18 protein-coding genes and 1 pseudogene are annotated in these 16,889 nt (G+C 57.0%); 8 read left to right on the top strand and 11 right to left on the bottom strand.

All coding sequences use genetic code 11. From position 1 onward, the window contains the following. Nucleotides 1-230 precede the first annotated feature (230 nt). Genes ribD through ACVW0C_RS11810 form a run of 3 tightly spaced genes read right to left on the bottom strand, consistent with a single transcriptional unit; the run spans nucleotide 231 to nucleotide 3,315 of the window. Entirely contained in the window at nucleotides 231-1,343 is a 1,113-nt protein-coding gene (gene ribD / locus ACVW0C_RS11820) for a bifunctional diaminohydroxyphosphoribosylaminopyrimidine deaminase/5-amino-6-(5-phosphoribosylamino)uracil reductase RibD (protein ID WP_457385576.1), read from the bottom strand. Nucleotides 1,344-1,378: 35 nt separating this feature from the next. After that, nucleotides 1,379-2,092, bottom strand: a complete 714-nt coding sequence (locus ACVW0C_RS11815; protein WP_457385560.1) for a ferritin-like domain-containing protein — start codon at nucleotides 2,090-2,092, stop codon at nucleotides 1,379-1,381. Further along, complete coding sequence (locus ACVW0C_RS11810) at nucleotides 2,092-3,315, bottom strand: amidohydrolase family protein (protein ID WP_457385559.1); 1,224 nt, start codon at nucleotides 3,313-3,315, stop codon at nucleotides 2,092-2,094. The genes ACVW0C_RS11815 and ACVW0C_RS11810 overlap by 1 nt, the downstream gene beginning before the upstream one ends. 188 nt (nucleotides 3,316-3,503) lie before the next feature. On the opposite strand from ACVW0C_RS11810, the gene ppc reads away from it, so the two are divergent. Next, complete coding sequence (gene ppc, locus ACVW0C_RS11805; RefSeq protein ID WP_457385557.1) at nucleotides 3,504-6,440, top strand: phosphoenolpyruvate carboxylase; 2,937 nt, start codon at nucleotides 3,504-3,506, stop codon at nucleotides 6,438-6,440. Nucleotides 6,441-6,502: 62 nt separating this feature from the next. Here ppc and ACVW0C_RS11800 read toward each other — a convergent pair whose 3' ends face one another. Further along, nucleotides 6,503-7,306, bottom strand: a complete 804-nt coding sequence (locus ACVW0C_RS11800; RefSeq protein ID WP_457385555.1) for a Ycf66 family protein — start codon at nucleotides 7,304-7,306, stop codon at nucleotides 6,503-6,505. 181 nt (nucleotides 7,307-7,487) lie between these two features. Between ACVW0C_RS11800 and ACVW0C_RS11795 the strand changes: the two genes are divergently transcribed. Continuing rightward, nucleotides 7,488-7,889 carry a hypothetical protein gene (locus tag ACVW0C_RS11795; protein ID WP_414330894.1) on the top strand — a complete coding sequence of 134 codons (402 nt, stop codon included), beginning with the start codon at nucleotides 7,488-7,490 and terminating at the stop codon, nucleotides 7,887-7,889. Nucleotides 7,890-8,273: 384 nt separating this feature from the next. On the opposite strand, the gene aroH is transcribed toward ACVW0C_RS11795, so the two are convergent. From aroH to ACVW0C_RS11765, 6 genes are all read right to left on the bottom strand, one after another. Beyond that, entirely contained in the window at nucleotides 8,274-8,648 is a 375-nt protein-coding gene (gene aroH / locus ACVW0C_RS11790; RefSeq protein ID WP_011433434.1) for a chorismate mutase, read from the bottom strand. A gap of 103 nt (nucleotides 8,649-8,751) precedes the next feature. After that, nucleotides 8,752-9,438, bottom strand: coding sequence for a V4R domain-containing protein (locus ACVW0C_RS11785; RefSeq protein WP_457385554.1), 687 nt, complete (start codon nucleotides 9,436-9,438; stop codon nucleotides 8,752-8,754). A gap of 269 nt (nucleotides 9,439-9,707) precedes the next feature. Next, nucleotides 9,708-10,166, bottom strand: coding sequence for a globin family protein (locus tag ACVW0C_RS11780; RefSeq protein WP_041436599.1), 459 nt, complete (start codon nucleotides 10,164-10,166; stop codon nucleotides 9,708-9,710). A 36-nt stretch (nucleotides 10,167-10,202) separates the two neighbouring features. After that, nucleotides 10,203-10,454, bottom strand: coding sequence for a hypothetical protein (locus tag ACVW0C_RS11775; protein ID WP_414399553.1), 252 nt, complete (start codon nucleotides 10,452-10,454; stop codon nucleotides 10,203-10,205). Next, entirely contained in the window at nucleotides 10,451-11,134 is a 684-nt protein-coding gene (locus tag ACVW0C_RS11770) for a V4R domain-containing protein (protein WP_414427600.1), read from the bottom strand. Before ACVW0C_RS11770 ends, ACVW0C_RS11775 begins: the two co-directional genes overlap by 4 nt. A 323-nt stretch (nucleotides 11,135-11,457) precedes the next feature. Then, nucleotides 11,458-11,778 (bottom strand): Hfq-related RNA-binding protein, encoded by a 321-nt coding sequence (locus tag ACVW0C_RS11765; RefSeq protein ID WP_414415719.1) that lies wholly within the window; start codon nucleotides 11,776-11,778, stop codon nucleotides 11,458-11,460. Nucleotides 11,779-12,082: 304 nt separating this feature from the next. On the opposite strand from ACVW0C_RS11765, the gene gvpA reads away from it, so the two are divergent. From gvpA to msrP, 6 genes are all read left to right on the top strand, one after another. Then, on the top strand, nucleotides 12,083-12,301 hold the full coding sequence (gene gvpA / locus ACVW0C_RS11760; protein ID WP_011429717.1) for a gas vesicle structural protein GvpA: 219 nt from the start codon (nucleotides 12,083-12,085) through the stop codon (nucleotides 12,299-12,301). A gap of 290 nt (nucleotides 12,302-12,591) precedes the next feature. After that, nucleotides 12,592-13,608, top strand: a complete 1,017-nt coding sequence (gvpC, locus tag ACVW0C_RS11755; RefSeq protein WP_457385553.1) for a gas vesicle protein GvpC — start codon at nucleotides 12,592-12,594, stop codon at nucleotides 13,606-13,608. Nucleotides 13,609-13,687: 79 nt separating this feature from the next. Then, on the top strand, nucleotides 13,688-14,572 hold the full coding sequence (gene gvpN / locus ACVW0C_RS11750) for a gas vesicle protein GvpN (RefSeq protein WP_011433426.1): 885 nt from the start codon (nucleotides 13,688-13,690) through the stop codon (nucleotides 14,570-14,572). A gap of 41 nt (nucleotides 14,573-14,613) precedes the next feature. Then, entirely contained in the window at nucleotides 14,614-14,949 is a 336-nt protein-coding gene (locus ACVW0C_RS11745; protein WP_011433425.1) for a gas vesicle protein, read from the top strand. A gap of 74 nt (nucleotides 14,950-15,023) precedes the next feature. Beyond that, complete coding sequence (locus tag ACVW0C_RS11740; protein ID WP_011433424.1) at nucleotides 15,024-15,443, top strand: LptA/OstA family protein; 420 nt, start codon at nucleotides 15,024-15,026, stop codon at nucleotides 15,441-15,443. Nucleotides 15,444-15,767: 324 nt separating this feature from the next. After that, complete coding sequence (msrP, locus tag ACVW0C_RS11735; protein WP_011433423.1) at nucleotides 15,768-16,724, top strand: protein-methionine-sulfoxide reductase catalytic subunit MsrP; 957 nt, start codon at nucleotides 15,768-15,770, stop codon at nucleotides 16,722-16,724. A gap of 1 nt (nucleotide 16,725) precedes the next feature. Here msrP and ACVW0C_RS11730 read toward each other — a convergent pair. Beyond that, nucleotides 16,726-16,889 (bottom strand): annotated as a pseudogene (locus ACVW0C_RS11730) (RNA-guided endonuclease TnpB family protein); the annotation flags it as partial.

Below are 16,889 nucleotides of genomic sequence, written 5' to 3'. Positions count from 1 at the left end.
TCACCTCAGGAAAATCTCGATAGATCCCTACAGCTTGATTTTGCTGACCTTACCAAAACGTCAATTGACCCCCCCAAAACATTGACCAGCCTAGCACAATTGAGCTCAATTCTGAACCCCACTTTGCAGAAATGCCGTGTTTTTCTGATGAGTATATCCATTTACATTGAACAGATATCAGCCTGTTCGTTCAGAAACCTGAAGCTCCCTGTATGGCAATCGAAAGCTGGTCACTTTAGTAGGTTACTGTGGCCAACTGAAGAGGAGATCTTTCCGATGATCAACCAGTTATCCCCCAAGGTCTCCAGCCGGGGCTCCACCAGTTGCCAGCTCTGGTTTACATCAGGGATCCCCTCGCCTGCTACCGGGGTTGGCGCAGCGGCTCCGCCTAGGATCTTGGGAGCGATGAAGGCGGCTACTTTCTGGATCGCCCCATCTTTGAGGGCTGCCCAGGCCAGCGTGCCCCCGCATTCCCAGAGGGCACTCAGACACCCCCGCTGAAAGAGCACCTGTGCCGCCCGCGAGGGGGTTACTTGGGGCAGATGCAGCAGCTCCACCCCCTGCTTGGCCAGGGATCCCCACAAAGGATGGGTTGCCACAGCTTCTGTGATCACCAACGTCGGCGCTTCTTCCACCTGCCACAGATGGGCGACGGGAGGTAGGTTCAGGGAACGGCTGAGGACCACCCGCAACGGCTGGGATCCCTGCAACTCCGCCAGGCGACAGGTGAGGCGCGGGTTATCCTGCCAAACGGTTCGGGATCCAACGATGACGGCATCATGCCAGGCCCGCTGTTGGTGAACCCATTGCCGCGCCAGAGGGTTGCTGATCCAGCGGCTGTGGCCGGTGGCGGCGGCGCTCTTGCCATCCAGGGTCATGGCGTATTTCAGCAGGCCGAAACACTGTTGCCGCACAATGGCGAAGGCAAACCCCTCGTTCAGCTCCTGGCACTCCCGCTCCAGCACTCCCACCGTCACGTCGATCCCCGCCTCCTGCAGGCGGCGGATCCCTTTGCCAGCCACCAAGGGATTGGGATCCTGCATCCCCACCACAACCCGCCGGATCCCGGCAGCTAGGATGGCCTCGGTACAGGGAGGGGTACGGCCATAGTGGTTGCAGGGCTCCAGGTTGACGTAGAGCGTTGCCCCTCTGGCCAGGGATCCCGCCTGTTGCAGAGCCAACACCTCAGCATGGGGCTGCCCTGCCCCCGGATGAATGCCCTCTCCCACCACCCGCTCCTCCTGCACGATCACACAGCCCACCCGTGGATTGGGAGAGGGGCGCTGAGGCGTGGAACGGGCCAGGGATAGACACCGTTCCATCCACTGCCGATCCGAGATCATCGAGATCATAAAGTGGGCATCTGCTCCAGAGTGGCTCAAGCCGGTGACAAGGCTGCCAGCTTGCGGTTGAAAGCTGCAATTGCCTTGGATTCTAGCTCTGCCACCTGCAATGCGTAGTCGCGGGCACGGGCCTTTTGTTCGTTGCTAACGCAGTAGCGGCTCAGGATCTGTCGCCCCAGGTTGAGGTGAAACTGCTCATCCGGCAAGATCTTGCGCATCGTCTTCTGCAGATCGGGGGGCAAATGGGGCAGAATGCTCTCAAAGCTGCGGCAAGCCCCCGATTCCCCGGCCAAATTATGGGCGGCCAAGCGGGAGATGGTATCCGGCAGGGATCCGTAGAAGGTTTCCACCCAAGCTCGGATCTCCGGGAGCGGCTCCCATTCCTCCCAAGCCACTCCCATTGCCTGCAAATGACGCTCCAACCAGCGAAAATGGTTGCTCTCATCTTCAATTTGATGGCAGAGCAACACCAGCGCATCTTTTTCCGGCGTGTTCTGCAACCATTTGCTGATGAATAAAATCGCTTGATATTCGTAGTAGGTCTGAAAGCAGAGCCATTCCACCAGGCGCTCCCTTCCCCAGGGCTTGATCTCGGCCTCAGGTGGCGCAAAGGCTTGCTCGCGGGCCTCTGTAAAGGCCCGGTTGCGATGGGCTTCCAGCTCCGCCTCGATCTCCTGGACAAAAGCTGCCCACGTGTAGGCGGTGGATACCGCTTCTGGAGAGACTTCTGCAGATGAAGTTACCGTCATTAGGGGATCTCCTCATTCACAATTTCTGCACCCACCCAGGCCAGTTGGCGCACTTCTGAATTGGGGAAGGCATAGGGGGTCTGGTCGATCTTCTGAAACTGACCGGCCCGACACACGCCGCGAACCTTGAGCAGTTGGCTGACGGGTAACGTACCCCCTCGGCCATCGACCAATTCTGCCTCTTCCTGCACCAGCTCTGCCACCGTCAGATCCGCCTCTCGACCGACCTGCAGGGATCCCAGTTGATCGCTTTTCTGAATGGCCCGCGCCGCGTTGCCTGTAACGGCCCTTATCACCTCCGGCAGCGTCATGCCCAAGGCCAAAAACTTGCTCATGGTGGTGGCCAAATCCACCACGATCTCGGTATTAAAAACGTTCAGATCTGTGGAGAGCGTATGGGGACGGATCCCTTGCTCAAACCCCAAGCGCGCTGTGTTGAAGGAGAAGTCGCTACCGCTGTGGCCCACATCCAGCAGCACCCCCCGTTCCAAAGCCCGCCGTGCCGCCGGCAACAGGGATCCCTCGGCATCGAACAGACCGAAGCGGGGCTGATAGGTATGGGTAACAATATCTCCCGGACGCAGGCGATCCAACAAATCTGAGGGATCCAACACCTCATCCATCGGGAAGCGGCCCAGATGAATCATGATCGGCAGGTGATATTCCTCCCCGAGAATCAGAGCGGAAGTGAGCGTGGGCGATTCCGTCTCTCCCGGCCTGAGGGTGGGGCGAGCCTTGAGGCCAACCACCACCTCGCGATGGGCCTCGATCACTGCTCTGGCCCGATCTAAATCTTGATTTTTTGGATCCACGGCCAGCCTGAGGCGGTGGGCGATGAAATCCGAAGTGGCGATGTAGAGGAGAGAGGGATCGATGAAAGCATAAGCCCGCGTCTGGGCAGTTGACACCACTGTTTCACAAAACGCCGGGAAGGTGAGGGTGCCAGAAGTCCCCGCATCCACCACCGTGGTCACCCCTGAGCGGATCCCCACCTCATCCGCAGGCAAACAAAAATCCCCCACTGATGTAAAAACATGGGTGTGAATATCGATCCAGCCAGGGGTGAGGAGCTGCCCTCGCAAATCCACAACTTCTGCCCCACAGACAGGCAGGTGGCGTCCAATTGCAGCGATCTTGCCCTCCTCCACCCGCAGTTGCCCGATTTCGTCCAACCCCTGGTCGGGATCCAGCAGATGTGCGTTGATAAACAGGGTGGCAGCCATCAGAACTCCTTCCAACGAAGCGTTAGTTCGGTATTTTCGCAAAGTAAAACACTTTTTTCTTGCAATTTGTAAGCTCAACTACAGAATCCGGCATCGAGGAGACCGCGATCTGAGCGTGATACCTGCTACATCTGCCGTTTCGACAAACAGGCTCTAATATTAGGGTGGTTGTTCTAGGAGCTGCCTTCATGACCTCTTCTCCCCACCTGACCGCTGCAGAGTGGGCAGCGGGTTCTACCAACGGGCTGAAGGAGGCATCCCTGTTTGGGGAACGGGATCCCTTGGCCCATTCCCTTCAAGTCAACGAAGCCTTCAACCGCAGGAACAACCTGTTGAACCGTCGCCTGCAATTGGTGGAAGAACTCTGGGAATCGGTGATCCTGCAGGAGTGCGGTCAGTCTCTGGTGGATCTGTTGCAGCGACTGCGTTCCATGTGTTCCCCAGAAGGACAAGCCCTGGAGTACCCGATCCCAGAGGTACTACAAATTATCGAGTACCTCAGCCTCGACGCCACCATCCAAACGGCACGGGCCTTTGCCCTCTTCTTCCAGTTGATCAATATTGTTGAACAGCACTACGAACGGGCAGAAGACTCGGACATGCGCATGGTGGATAGCCAACAACGTACCGTGCGAGAAAACGAAAAATTTGAACGGCTGTTCCCTTACCTGCGGGCTCAAGGGGTGCCGCCGGGTCTACTGCGCAGATTGCTGGAGCAGTTGCACATTCGCATGGTCTTTACCGCCCACCCCACCGAGATCGTCCGCCACACCATCCGCGAGAAGCAACGAGCTTTCTCTCGCCTGCTCGGCCAACTGGATTGGGCAGAACAAACCCAGCCTTTGCAGGCCCAGATGATAAAAGAACAGATGGCGGAAGAAGTTTTGCTTTGGTGGCGCACCGACGAGTTGCATCAGTCCAAGCCGACTGTTTTGAACGAAGTCGATTACACCTTGCACTATTTTGAAGAGGTGTTGTTTCAGGCCATCCCCCTGCTGCACGAGTACCTCAGCCGCAGCTTGAAAAAGGCTTTTCCCAGCGTCGAGCCGCCGCCGGCAGGATTTTGCAACTTCGGCTCGTGGGTAGGCGGGGATCGGGATGGCAACCCTTCCGTCACCGCCGATGTTACCTGGCAAACGGCTCGCTATCAGCGCAACCTCATCCTGGGCAAGTACATCGAATCGGTGAAGGCTCTCACCAAAACCCTGAGCATTTCCCTGCACTGGGGGGATGTGGACAGCCAACTGCTGGATGCCCTTGAGCAGGATCACCGCCTCATGCCTGAGGTTTACGAATCGTTTTCGCTGCAATACCGCCAGGAGCCTTACCGCCTCAAGCTCAGCTACATTCAGCGGCGGCTGGAGTTGACGCGGGAGCGCAACCGCAACTTGGCCGACTCCGCTTGTTTGCCCACCCCTCCCCCTGTGGACAACGCCTATGCCAACGCGGAAGAATTCCTGGCCGACTTGCAGCTTATCCAGAAAAGCTTGAAAAACAGCGGCCTTTCCTGCCGTCAGTTGGATCATCTCATTCAACAGGTACAGGTGTTTGGCTTTCACCTGGCCCATCTGGATATCCGCCAAGACAGCAGCTACCACGAAGCCGCTCTCACGGAGATTTTCGAGTACTTGCGCATTTTGCCGCGTCCCTACAACGAGATGACGGAAGAGGAAAAAACCGCCTTTCTCCTGCAGGAGCTACAAACACGTCGGCCTCTGATACCGCTGGAGATCGCCTTTTCCGAGAAAACGGCAGAGCTGATCGCCACCTTTCGCACCCTGCGCCGCATGCAGCAGGAATTCGGCTTGGCCATTTGCCAAACCTATGTAATCAGCATGAGCCGCCAGTTAAGCGACCTGTTGGAGGTGCTGCTGATGGCCAAGGAGGTGGGTCTCTACGATCCCATTAGCGGTCGCGGATCCCTGGCGGTGGTGCCGCTGTTTGAGACCGTCGAAGACCTGAAGCGGGCCCCGGAAGTTTTGCGGCAGTTGCTGGAGATCCCTTTCTATCGCCAGTACTTGGCTCAGCAGGGGAATCTGCAGGAGGTGATGCTGGGCTACTCCGACAGCAACAAAGATTCCGGCTTTTTGAGCAGCAACTGGGAGATTTACAAGGCTCAACAACGCCTGCAGACGGTGGCCGAATCCTACGGGGTGAAGCTGCAGATCTTCCATGGCCGGGGCGGTTCGGTGGGCCGTGGAGGGGGCCCGGCTTACGAGGCCATCTTGGCTCAGCCAGGGCGCAGTGTGGGGGGCCGCATCAAAATTACCGAACAGGGAGAGGTGTTGGCCTCCAAGTATTCCCTCCAGGATCTGGCCATTTTTAACCTGGAAACCGTCACCAGCGCCGTGATCCAGGCCAGCCTACTGCGCACCTACCCCAACGATCTGCACGAGTGGTCGCGCCTGATGGAATCCTTGGCGGAGCGCTCCCGGCAGGTGTACCGTAACCTGGTCTACGAGCAGGAGGGCTTTGTGGAGTTTTTCCACGAGGTCACCCCCATTGAAGAGATCAGCCAACTGCAGATCAGCTCCCGTCCCGCCCGCCGCAGCGGTAGCCAAAAAGACATCGGATCCCTGCGGGCCATTCCCTGGGTATTCAGTTGGACGCAAAGCCGCTTTCTCCTGCCGGCCTGGTATGGAGTTGGCACCGCCCTACAGGAATACGTGGCCAGGGGCGAGCACAACCTCAACCACCTGCAGCACCTGTATCGCGAATGGCCTTTCTTCCGCATGGTGATCTCCAAAGTGGAGATGACTCTGGCCAAGGTGGATTTGCAAATAGCGCGTCACTACGTGCGGGAGATGAGCTCTCCAGAGCGTCTAGAGCGGGCGATGGAGCTGTTTGAGTGTATTGCCCAAGAAATGCACCGTACTCGCACAATAGTGTTGCAGATTACGGGCCACAGGGAACTGTTGGAGAACGACCCTTATTTGAAGCGCTCGGTGCAGTTGCGCAACCGCTCTATTGTGCCCCTCGGCTTTATCCAAGTCTCCCTCCTCAAGCGCCTGCGGGAGCGTCAGGGATCCCGCACCGGACGAACACGCTACGACCGAGCTGAACTTCTGCGTGGAGCTTTACTTACCATTAACGGCATTGCCGCCGGGATGCGCAACACAGGCTGAGGGATCCGACTAATTGACCCTGGCGCTGCTCCTATCAAGTTCAGATCGGCATTGAGAGCCTATCAGAACAGATCGTCATCATACTCTTCTGGCTCCACTTCTACTGGCTCTACTTCGACAACGCGGCGGGAAGGACGGTGGGGAGGTTCATCCGCGTAGCTTTCCCCTTGGTCTTGGGGCAGCCGTGGGGGACGGCGGCGGGTAGCTGTACCTGTGCTGCGCTCTTCCTGCACATCCACATCCTCTGGATACTCTCCGGCAGGGCGACGGGGGCGACGGGCCTCTGGCGGCGGAGCCGGCTCATCGTAGTCCGTATCCTGACGCGGGCGGACTCCTGGCTCCTCGTAATACTCATCCCCTTCGGGTCGGCGGCGTGGACGCACACGGGTATCGCCGGTCAGTTGGGGCCTGGGGCGACGGCTAGGATCTTCACCACTGCGCCCAGGAATGGAGCGACTGTAAGAGGATGTATCGCGGATACGGGATCCCTCGGCTCGAGTGGAAACCGTGCGTCCTTGGGCATAGCCATCCGGGGGATAGGTGCGGCTGAAGCCTTGCCGCCGAACGGTCGGACGAGCCCCGCCCACCTGCCGTGCCTTTTCACTCAAGAGGATGCGCAACCGGAAAGTTTCGAGGGCAAACCAGCCGGCCATCACCGCCAACAGCACCTGGGCAAAGAACAGCAACGGAATGAGCCGCTGACCTTCCAAGAGCAAACAGACGGAATAGATCAGGCCCATCGTGGCAAAAATCACGTCGTACTCAGCGGAGGCCTCGCGCTTGATGAACCGAACCGCAAAGATGGCTCCACTGGCAATCGCCACCAGCGCTGCCATCAAAAAGTAGGGGCTTTGGGTGAGAAACATGCCAGGGATCCCTAAACGATGAAGACGGGAGAGCGTTGAGCCTTATCCATTCCACAGCCGATCCTAGCATTGATCCTCCTGGTGGCACGGACAACAAAACCCAGGTTTGGGTGGAGGGACGGGATCCCTCTTCAATAAAAGGGATCGATGCTAAAATCGGCAGCATCTTCCTGCATGTTCCATGCTGTATCTGGCACGAGTACACAAAAAAAGTCTCTTCGGGCAGGGGGAGCTGCAGCTCTTGGCCCGGCAGGCCGAGGACGGGGTTTGGATGCCGCTGCGCAAGCCAGAAGGGGTCACCTGCAAAGAGGTTGGCCCTTACAACATTGGGGTGTTGCTGCTGGTTGAGCTTTCGGAAGAGCGGCAGGTACGGCGGGTGGAAGAGGCAGCCATGAAGCTGGTGGAGATGTTGCACAACCTATCCCGAACCCACAGTCTGGTGGATCTGTCGGAGATTGAAAGCTGGCGGCAATCCTTGACTCGGCAAAGCCAAGAGCTGAGCCGTCGCGAAGCAGAGGTGGCCGCTCGCCAAGAGCAACTGCAACAGTGGGAAAACCGTCTGCGAGAAAAGCTGTCTCCTTGAGCTCTCAGATCTACTCTTATCTTAAGTAGAGTCATTTTAAGCTAATTGAGAAGCCCCCCAAGTGCTCTGTGCCGCTGCCATCACCCCATCTCCCAAAAAGAAAGGGGAGCTGGATGGAAATGTTTCATACCTGTTTAAAATGACTGTAAGTCCAAGTAAGTCTATGAGTGAATCCGGATGTTCTGCGCCTTCCCAAATCAGTAGTGATACGACCCGGATCAACTTGAGTTAAGCCATTCTTTTCCCCCAGAATAAGCGGGGCAAATCCGGGATCCATCATGCCCCATGTTGCCCATGGCAACAGACTGTCCCACCTCCAGTGTAGAAATCCCCCGACTTTAGTCGGTGAGAGTGTCAACCCTGTGCTGGTGCTGTATGGATCGATCAAACAGTGCTGAGATCTGGCCTTAACTCGCGGGCACCTCGCAGATAAACATGCTGCATGTCCGCTTGAGCAAGTGGAGTATTCAACTGGATCAAAACCCGAATGCAACGGGGTAAGTCGCCGCTCACCTCCATCTGTTGCACATCCAACAGAGGCACCGACTCCCAACCGGGGCGACGACGAGCAAACTGGGCGGGAAAAGCTGCATTTAAATCAGGGGTAACGGAAAAAATAACGCTGACTAGTTCAGCCGGATCGAGGGCGTTGCGGTGCTCTAGCGTATCCAGCAGCTCAGCCACCGCCGCGCCAATGGCCTCGGCACTGTTTGTAGGTACGGTGATGGCTCCCCGAATTGCTCTGACTCGCCACCCCAATGGCCACACCCTCGCGCGCTTGAGCTCGCCTTGCTTCCAGAAAATTATACAGACTCATCCCTGTTGGGATCCCATCCCTCTGGGGAAAACCAGCCCCCATCGCCTAGCTGGGCTGCAGGAGCTTTTCCAGGATCTGCTCGTGGCTGAGGCCGGAGTCCACCCAGGCTTCTCCCTCTTTGAGGCGGGCGGCAGCGGTTACGACAAACAAATTGCTCTCTGCTCCCAAAGCCTCGCTGGCGGTTTGCACGCAGAGCAAATCCTGGCCGGTTAGCTGGCTAAACCAGGTGGCCAACAGCCCTGCCTCCAGAAAGCCCATCGGCCGCTTGAAATGGGGAGGCGTGACGGCAGCGAAGGGGGAATTGCGAATCGACACCACCAGCACTCCTTGATCTTTGTAAGTCCAGTCGATCTCGATCAATCCCCAGCCATGAGTTTTCCAAGCTTGTCTCAGACTTTGCAGGAAAAGGCCCATCTCCAGCTCGGCCAAAGGCTTCTGGTAGTAGTCGGAGAGTTCTTGGGCAAAACGGCGGAAAAACTCCTTGCCCCACATCCGACCACAGTTGCGCAATACCAAACGAGCAGCCTGGCCAGTCTCGTATTCCAGGCCCGTGTAGATGCCCCGCAGCAATGCTTCTGGAAGGGCCAAGAGACGTTCACCGTGGCGACTTTCCAGTAAGCCCGATTCCAAATCGCTTCGCAGATAGGCGCTGGGTGCATAGTAGTTGGCCAAAACAGGCGTATAGGGATCAAAGGTGACTGAGCCATTGGAGATAGAGCTGGTGCCGTTCATAAGGGATCCCCTGGTTATCTAATCCAAGTCGTTATTGAGCTTTAAGCATCCAAATAGGAGCAGGGTGCAGTTGACAGTTCGTTGGTTGTTGAGCTGGGAGAACGGTTGTTTACGCTCCAAATCTTATGGCGATCCCTCCAGCAATTGAATACCCCTTGGGCAGATTTACTACAACGCTAACATTAACTCCAACGACACTGAAGTCTCCGGCTAGTTGAGATAGAGCGCTCTAGCACCGAAAAATGCAAAAAGCAAAAAAGTATCTAGCTCTAAAACAGCAAGGCCACCTGTACCTGGGTGATCAAAGGGCGGATAAACTCCAACTCTCCAGGGGCCAGATGGTCTCTCAGCTCTTGCTGGAAAATCCGATAGGCAACCTCATAAACCCTCTGCAGTCCGTACAGGCGCACCTCTTCCTCCATCCACTCGAGCAGCCGCTCTTTCAGGAGGTTTTCGTCCTGCAGCAACATGGCCATAGCGCTGTGACGCAGCAGCAACAGCAGGTGTCGCCGGCACAGATCCAACACTTGGGGAGAAAGGTCGGGCATCTCCTTTTGCAGGGCATCTAGGGTTTTACTCACCACCTGGCTCTCCCGTTCCCGCAAAACTCGGTACACATGTTGTCGTTTTGGCCAGCCGAGAACATAGGCCTTCAGATGCTCCAGCTCCTCTGGCTTGAGGTAGCGGGCTTCCGACTCGATCAGCATCTGCTCCAAGGGGCTTACCATCTCGCTTCTCCCGGAGGTCGGTGGGTGCTAGGAGACTCAAAACAAGCTGAACAGATCTGCCAAGGTGATCTGTTCTTCTGCCGGCTCGGGTTCTGGTGCTGCCGACAGGGATCCCAGAGAATGCGCAGCCAAACTCAGGGGATCCCCCGCCCAGGGGATGGAACCAAAATGCTCCCGCACTTGCAGAAAAGGCATTGGCAGAGAGCGCATCTGTAGGGGGCGGTTATCCCAATTTAGACGGGCAAAAAAGCTCTGCACCGAATCTTCTAAAGCAATCTTCCAGGTCATGCCTTGGCTACTCCCTGGCCTGAACGCAATTTTTGGGCAATTTCGCTGGCACTGGCCCCTTCGTTTAGCCAGAAGGCAGCCGCATCGATGCGATCTTTGCTGCCGAGCAAAAACTTGCAGTAGCTTTCTCCCATGGAGTAGCACTGGATCTCGATGCAGTTCAGTTGCCGTTCCACCATGGTGCTAAAAAAGCCGGCAAATAATCCGGCGTAAAGATGACAGACAGGTTTGCCCACATCCCCCAGGGTGCGGGCCACGGCGGAGTCAAAGAGGTTGATGAAAATAAACCCTTGCCGCCGACTCTCGGTCTCCACCTCCCAGCGCCCCCATCCTTGGGAGGTCAGAGGCCACCACCAGGTTTCCAAGAGAAACATTAGATTACTCTGCTTGGGGTGGCGCCGATATTCCTCCTCAAACCAGCGGGAAAAATGGAGGGCATCGTTGCGTCCCCACTCTCGGCCAATGGTGTACATCAGAGAAGCTGAGGCATCTCCCACTTCTTCCTCCAGGCCCTGCTGCAAGCCCAGAATAAAGTCTTCGCTCACCAAGACATTGCGGGCACCCGTCCAGTCCACAAGGGATCCCTGGGAGAGGTCAAAGCGAAAAAAGTCTTCGCGGCTGTAGTGGTTATGCCGTTGGGCGGCAGGCTGAAGAGGTATCTCAATGGGGGCAGTCGTCATGGTTGGGTGAGGAGAGATCAGATTTTTTAACACTCCTTATCATACCCTTCTTAATTGGCACTTTTACCAAAAAACTGGGTCTAAAGCCTCGTCCTCAAGGCCTACGGCCCGCTGACGCAGTTGCAACAGCGTTGCGGAGCAATGGGGGACGGCTTTGGGATAGACTCAGGGCGACGGCAGGGTAGTCAACCGCTCCAAAAACCCAGCAGGAGTGGGTCAACTGGAGAAAACTGCCCTCAGAGGGAGACAGAAAAGCCCTGAGTTGTTGTAAAGATTTATTCAAAAATTGGGAAGAAGAGCTGTACAGGGATCCGGAGCAGTACTTAAGACTGAGGCCTGACTTTGATGAAAGCAATGGCAGACCGCCACAGCAGCGACTCCCGCCCCTCGGCATCGGCTAAACAGAGGCAATCGGGATCCTGCCAGCGCAACTGGCCGACGAAGACATCTCCGGTATTGAGTTTGACCTCGAGGGTTTCCCGATCCTTGATGACCTTCTGCAGGCGACGCACGCTCGGGATCCCGGTGTTGAAATCGGTCACGACAGCCCTATCAGCCAGCGAGAAACGGTATGTCAGCAAGCCCACTGCCCCCAGTATAGGGGATCCCTGCCGCTTCCCACTGCCCCTCCACCACACTTCCACAACTTGGGCTCAAAACTCGCCCTCATCTTTGCCCATTTTTTCTGCTGGCGAGTACTATGTAGGGGGGATGGCGCTTAGAAAAGCGGTAAACCTTTCGAGTTCGCCGTCTTTTTTAAGCGAATCTACGGGTGTTCTCCCCGAAAAAAGCCAGCACAATAGGGCTAGGGTGATAGAGGGTGCGGCTGTCGCCCTAGGGAAGGTGAATCCTCAGCTGGGATCCCTTCTACATGCCATTTTGCCGCCGAGTTGTCTGTCCTTTTCAACCCTCATCAGTATCAGCAGTATCAGTGCAGGAGAGATCGTTATGGCAGTAGAGAAAGTGAACTCCTCGTCCAGCTTGGCCGAAGTGATCGATCGCATCTTGGATAAAGGTATCGTGGTCGATGCCTGGGTGCGGGTTTCTTTGGTTGGGATCGAGCTGTTGGCCATTGAAGCCCGCGTCGTTGTGGCTTCCGTGGAAACCTACCTGAAATACGCTGAGGCTGTGGGTCTGACGGCTACTGCTGCTGCTCCTGCCGTCTAAATCTGCCTAACCAAAATCACTCAACCAAGGAAAGTGCCCACAACCCTCTCGCCTTGAGCATCGCAATGGCTTGGATGAGTTATGCTCTCTGGGCGGAGGCGTAGGAAGCTAGCCGTCGGAAAGCGAGGCAGGGATCCACCGCCGGTCTCTGCCTTGCTTCTGCGGGTTTTGTTCGAGGATTGAGTCTTGCAGCCGCACTGAGCTACAGGTTGGCAGTGCCATCGAGTTGGGAACAGGCAGAGAAGCTGTATCCACCCAAGCATTGAAAACGACGTGAGGGATTGGAGATCATGAGTTTGCAGGAACAATGGGCCATAGCTCGCAGCCGGCGGGTGACTCAAAACCGAAGTTTGTTAAGCCGATCCCGGCAGCAGCGCCTAGAGCAGCACCAAGCCCTGATGGTTGAGCTGGGGCAGCGCCGCCAGCAACGACAAGAAGCAATACGGCACCAGACGGAGCAAACCCGCAGCCAATTGCAGAAACTGAGGCAGGAGCGGGCTGTGAGGCGATCCCTGGACGAATGCTCCCGCTCGGAAGCGGCGGCTCAGCGGGCCAAGTCGGTGGCAGAGAGTCTGGCTCGCCTGGAGCAGGAACGAGCTGCTCAATTGGAAGCCAGCCGGCAGCAATTGCAGGCTTTCCGGGCTAACTTGACTGCGGCTGTGGAGCATTTGCTGAGCACCTATACGCAGGCTCGGCAGGCGATGGCCGACAAAACTCAGCAAGCGCGGCAGTCTTTTTGCGCCGATTTGCGGCAGTGGGTACAGGCTCTCCGGCAAATGGCTCGACAGGAGCTGGCTCAGATGGCTCAGGAACAGCAAGCCCAGGCCCAGGCCCTGCGGGGATCCCTGGCCACTTTCCGGGCGGAGTTGCATAAGCAGGTGTGGGGCAATGGGATCCCTGACCTCATCCCAGAACCTGAAGTCTCCACTTCCAGTGCAAGCTCTAACAGTGCCGTTGCGACTGCCGGTGAGACTGCTTCCGACTCAACGCCTGTAGCCGAAGGTCAAACCCCGGTGGAGCCGTCCGCCCCGGTCTCTGTTTCCCAACCCCCAGGGGGTTTGACAACGCTCGAACCCCCTGAAGTTCCGCCTACTGTTGAGAAACAGGTGGATCCCATCCTTGACTATGTCAACAAGTATGTGAGTGATCTACAAGCGCAGGATCCCAACTTGACCCTGCTGCAGGTAATTGGGGATCGGGAACGGGTGCGGGATTTGTTGGCCCGCGGCGCGGTGGATCTGGGGTTGGATCCCTCGGAAATCTTGGCTACGCTGCGGCGCATGGTGTCGGGGGCGGTCGCAGTTTAGTTGTGCCGAGCGCAGGAAGAACATCCGGGCTATAGTCAAGGCAAAGGAGTCTAGGGCAGCAAAGAGGTTGAGTATCTCCATGGCCACGGTTCTGCAGGCGCGTCCCCGCCAGTTCGTGAACACCCCCTACATTGAGCGGATTACCCGCCGCGCTTTGCGCTATTTGCAATCGGGCTTTGCGGTGCATTTGCGGGGGCCTTCGGGTACGGGCAAAACCACTTTGGCGATGCACCTGGCCAGCCTGCTGGGCCGCCCCATCATGCTGATCTACGGGGATGACCGCTTCGATTCTTCCGACCTCATTGGGGGGCGCACCGGCTTTACCCATCGGCGGGTGGTGGACAACTTCATTCACTCGGTGGTGAAGACGGAGGAGGATGTGCAGCAGCGCTGGGTGGATGCCCGCCTTACCTTGGCTTGCCGAGAGGGGTTTACCCTCATCTACGACGAGTTCAATCGCTCCCGCCCTGAGGCCAACAATGCTCTCCTGAGTGCTCTGGAGGAGAGGCTGCTGGTGTTGCCGCCGGACAGCAACCGCTCGGAATATCTGCGGGTGCATCCCCAGTTCCGGGCCATTTTTACCTCTAACCCGGAGGAATACACTGGGGTTCACAGGGCCCAAGATGCGCTGCTGGATCGGATGATCACCATCGATATGGGGGAGCCGGACATCGAGACCGAAAAGGAGATTCTCACCTCGCGAATAGGCTTATCCGGCCCCGACGCCCTCAAGATCGTCCACATTGTGCGGGCTTTTCGCCGCAAGTTGGATCTGACGCGCCACCCCAGCCTGCGCAGTTGTCTGATGATCGGGCGCATTGTCAAGGAACATGAGCTGGCGGTCAGCAAAGAGAATGCCGATTTTCGCGCTTTGTGTGCGGATGTGCTGTTGCCGCGAGCCGGCAAGCGCTATGAAGAGGGATCCCAGTTGCTGAATTATCTGCTAGACCAACTGCCTGGCTGAGTCTTTTGCCTGTTGGTACACTTTGGAGGTCGATTAACCCTGTGCCGATTAGCTCTCAACCCTTGACCACGGCTACTCACGGCTCCTCGCTGGCCGATGTGTTGGAGCGGGTACTGGATAAGGGCATTGTGATCGCCGGAGACATCACCGTTTCGGTGGGCAATGTGGAGTTGCTGAATGTGCGCATTCGCCTGCTGATTTCTTCGGTGGATAAGGCCAAGGAGATCGGCATCAATTGGTGGGAATCGGATCCCTATCTCAACAGCCAGGCGCGGGAGCTGCTGGAAGCCAACCGACAGCTCATGCAGCGCGTTGCCGAATTGGAAAGACAGCTTGCCCAAGCTCTGCCCCAGGGGGGAAAGGGAACGGACCCATAGGCTGCCCCCCGCCATTGTGACCTGGATTGACGGGCTAGACTGGCTGCTGGGGTGGTTTGACGGGGTGATGGGGCATGGCTTTGGAGATGGCGTTTGACCGGAAGGGTTGGCAGCGGCTAGGGACGCTGGGCTGGGCTGTGGGTGTGGTGCTGGCCCTTGGAATCCCGGCTTGGGGTCAGAATCCCCGTGCCATCAGCATCAGCGCCGATGTGCAGGAGGCCAACGCCAACACAGGGGTTTTTACGGCCATTGGCAATGTCACCCTCAGTTTTCCTGCCGAGCGGCTTACGGCCCGCGCCCAAAGAGCTGTGTATTACAGCCAGGAGCAACGCATTGAGCTGGAGGGCCAGGTCATCATCAACCAAGGGGAGAATCAGTTGCAAGCGGAGAAAGTCATTTACCACATCGACAAGGGCACCATCCAGGCAGTGCCATCGGCAGGGCGGCAAGTGGAGTCCATCTACGTTTTGCCGGAGCCCAGCTCAAGTCCTTAGCTGATCCCCACACTTTTTTCCAGCAGCACGGACTCAGCCAACACGGCTATACCGTGATTTCGTCACCGATCATCCCAGCCTGCAGGGTTTCCCTCACCCCCAACCCCTCTCTCAAAAGGAGAGGGGAGCCAGGGACAGACATAACAAATCGTTTCATTGCTGTTTGAAATGACTACATTTGAAATGACTACACATGGGGCAGCGCTGGAAACGAGCTCGGGGAATGTCGGCTTAGATCCGTTTAGGATGTAGTAATTCATTTAGGATGTAGTAGTTCGGGCGGCAGACTTTTTCCCTGACTCTGAATCAAAGGATGGCTGATGGATGTTCGGGATCCGAGTTCCTCGCCCCTGGCAACGAGAGGCACAGGTCACTCCAGAAGAGATGTTTTTCAGCCGGCGGCAATTTCTAGCGCAACTGGGATCCGTTGGGGTGGGAGCCAGTTTTTCTATTTTTGGGTTTGGCAGCAGGGGATCCGCTCCCTCGGTAGAACGAGAGCTGACGGGGATCCCACTCAACCCCCACTTTTCGGATGTGGGCAGGCCCGTCACCGAGGAGATTGTAGCTACTCGTTACAACAACTTTTACGAGTTTGGCTCCGGAAAGCGCGTCTGGCGGGCTGCACAGGCTTTGCCCACGGATCCCTGGACTGTCGAGATTACCGGGCTGGTGCGGCATCCTCAGCGGTTGGGCCTGGAAGATCTGTTTAACTTCCCCCTCGAAGAGCGCATCTATCGCTTTCGCTGTGTGGAAGCCTGGGCGATGGTGGTGCCGTGGTTGGGCTTTCCGATGCGGCTGCTGCTGGAACGGGTGGATCCTTTGCCGACGGCTCGATTTGTCCGCTTCACTTCCTTTTACGATCCGGAAATTATGCCTGGCCCAATCTGGCCCCCCAACTTGCCTTGGCCCTACACGGAAGGGTTGCGGATCGAGGAAATGGCTAACGAGTTGGCCTTTTTTGCCCTCGGCGTTTATGGCAAGCCGTTGCCCAAACAGCACGGAGCGCCAATTCGCATGGTGGTTCCCTGGAAGTATGGCTTTAAAGGGGGAAAATCCATCGTCAAAATCGAGTTTTTGGCCCGTCAACCCTCCACGTTTTGGAATACCCTCGCCCCTGAGGAGTATGGATTTGAGGCCAATGTGGATCCTAGGGTGCCCCACCCCCGCTGGTCACAGGAGCAGGAAGTCTTGATCGGTTTCGGATCCCGTTCCCAGTGGCAAATCGTTCCCACCTTGCCCTACAACGGGTACGGAGAGTATGTTGCCCACTTATATGGGTAAACTACCCGACCCTGACTGCTTCGCAGTACATGGCGGGCTTTCGGCAGCCCTGCAGTTGGCAAGCCAACCACGAACCTCTAGGCTGGTTTACGGCAGCCCCCAAAAGCGCAATCACCTTCGCACCGTTAAAATCCGCATCCCCTTCCCAACCGCAGTGCCCGCATT

The organism is Thermostichus sp. OS-CIW-26, from assembly GCF_054058395.1.
The sequence above is the reverse complement of the archived record's forward strand: the minus strand, read 5'-3'. Positions and strand labels throughout refer to the sequence as shown.

Excerpts from the sequence above, each read along its gene's own strand:
- ribD (WP_457385576.1), bottom strand. The coding sequence starts at position 1,343 with ATGATCTCGGATCGGCAGTGGATGGAACGGTGTCTATCCCTGGCCCGT.
- ACVW0C_RS11815 (WP_457385560.1), bottom strand. The coding sequence starts at position 2,092 with ATGACGGTAACTTCATCTGCAGAAGTCTCTCCAGAAGCGGTATCCACC.
- ACVW0C_RS11810 (WP_457385559.1), bottom strand. The coding sequence starts at position 3,315 with ATGGCTGCCACCCTGTTTATCAACGCACATCTGCTGGATCCCGACCAG.
- ppc (WP_457385557.1), top strand. The coding sequence starts at position 3,504 with ATGACCTCTTCTCCCCACCTGACCGCTGCAGAGTGGGCAGCGGGTTCT.
- ACVW0C_RS11800 (WP_457385555.1), bottom strand. The coding sequence starts at position 7,306 with ATGTTTCTCACCCAAAGCCCCTACTTTTTGATGGCAGCGCTGGTGGCG.
- ACVW0C_RS11795 (WP_414330894.1), top strand. The coding sequence starts at position 7,488 with ATGCTGTATCTGGCACGAGTACACAAAAAAAGTCTCTTCGGGCAGGGG.
- ACVW0C_RS11785 (WP_457385554.1), bottom strand. The coding sequence starts at position 9,438 with ATGAACGGCACCAGCTCTATCTCCAATGGCTCAGTCACCTTTGATCCC.
- ACVW0C_RS11780 (WP_041436599.1), bottom strand. The coding sequence starts at position 10,166 with ATGGTAAGCCCCTTGGAGCAGATGCTGATCGAGTCGGAAGCCCGCTAC.
- ACVW0C_RS11775 (WP_414399553.1), bottom strand. The coding sequence starts at position 10,454 with ATGACCTGGAAGATTGCTTTAGAAGATTCGGTGCAGAGCTTTTTTGCC.
- ACVW0C_RS11770 (WP_414427600.1), bottom strand. The coding sequence starts at position 11,134 with ATGACGACTGCCCCCATTGAGATACCTCTTCAGCCTGCCGCCCAACGG.
- gvpA (WP_011429717.1), top strand. The coding sequence starts at position 12,083 with ATGGCAGTAGAGAAAGTGAACTCCTCGTCCAGCTTGGCCGAAGTGATC.
- gvpC (WP_457385553.1), top strand. The coding sequence starts at position 12,592 with ATGAGTTTGCAGGAACAATGGGCCATAGCTCGCAGCCGGCGGGTGACT.
- gvpN (WP_011433426.1), top strand. The coding sequence starts at position 13,688 with ATGGCCACGGTTCTGCAGGCGCGTCCCCGCCAGTTCGTGAACACCCCC.
- ACVW0C_RS11740 (WP_011433424.1), top strand. The coding sequence starts at position 15,024 with ATGGCTTTGGAGATGGCGTTTGACCGGAAGGGTTGGCAGCGGCTAGGG.
- msrP (WP_011433423.1), top strand. The coding sequence starts at position 15,768 with ATGTTCGGGATCCGAGTTCCTCGCCCCTGGCAACGAGAGGCACAGGTC.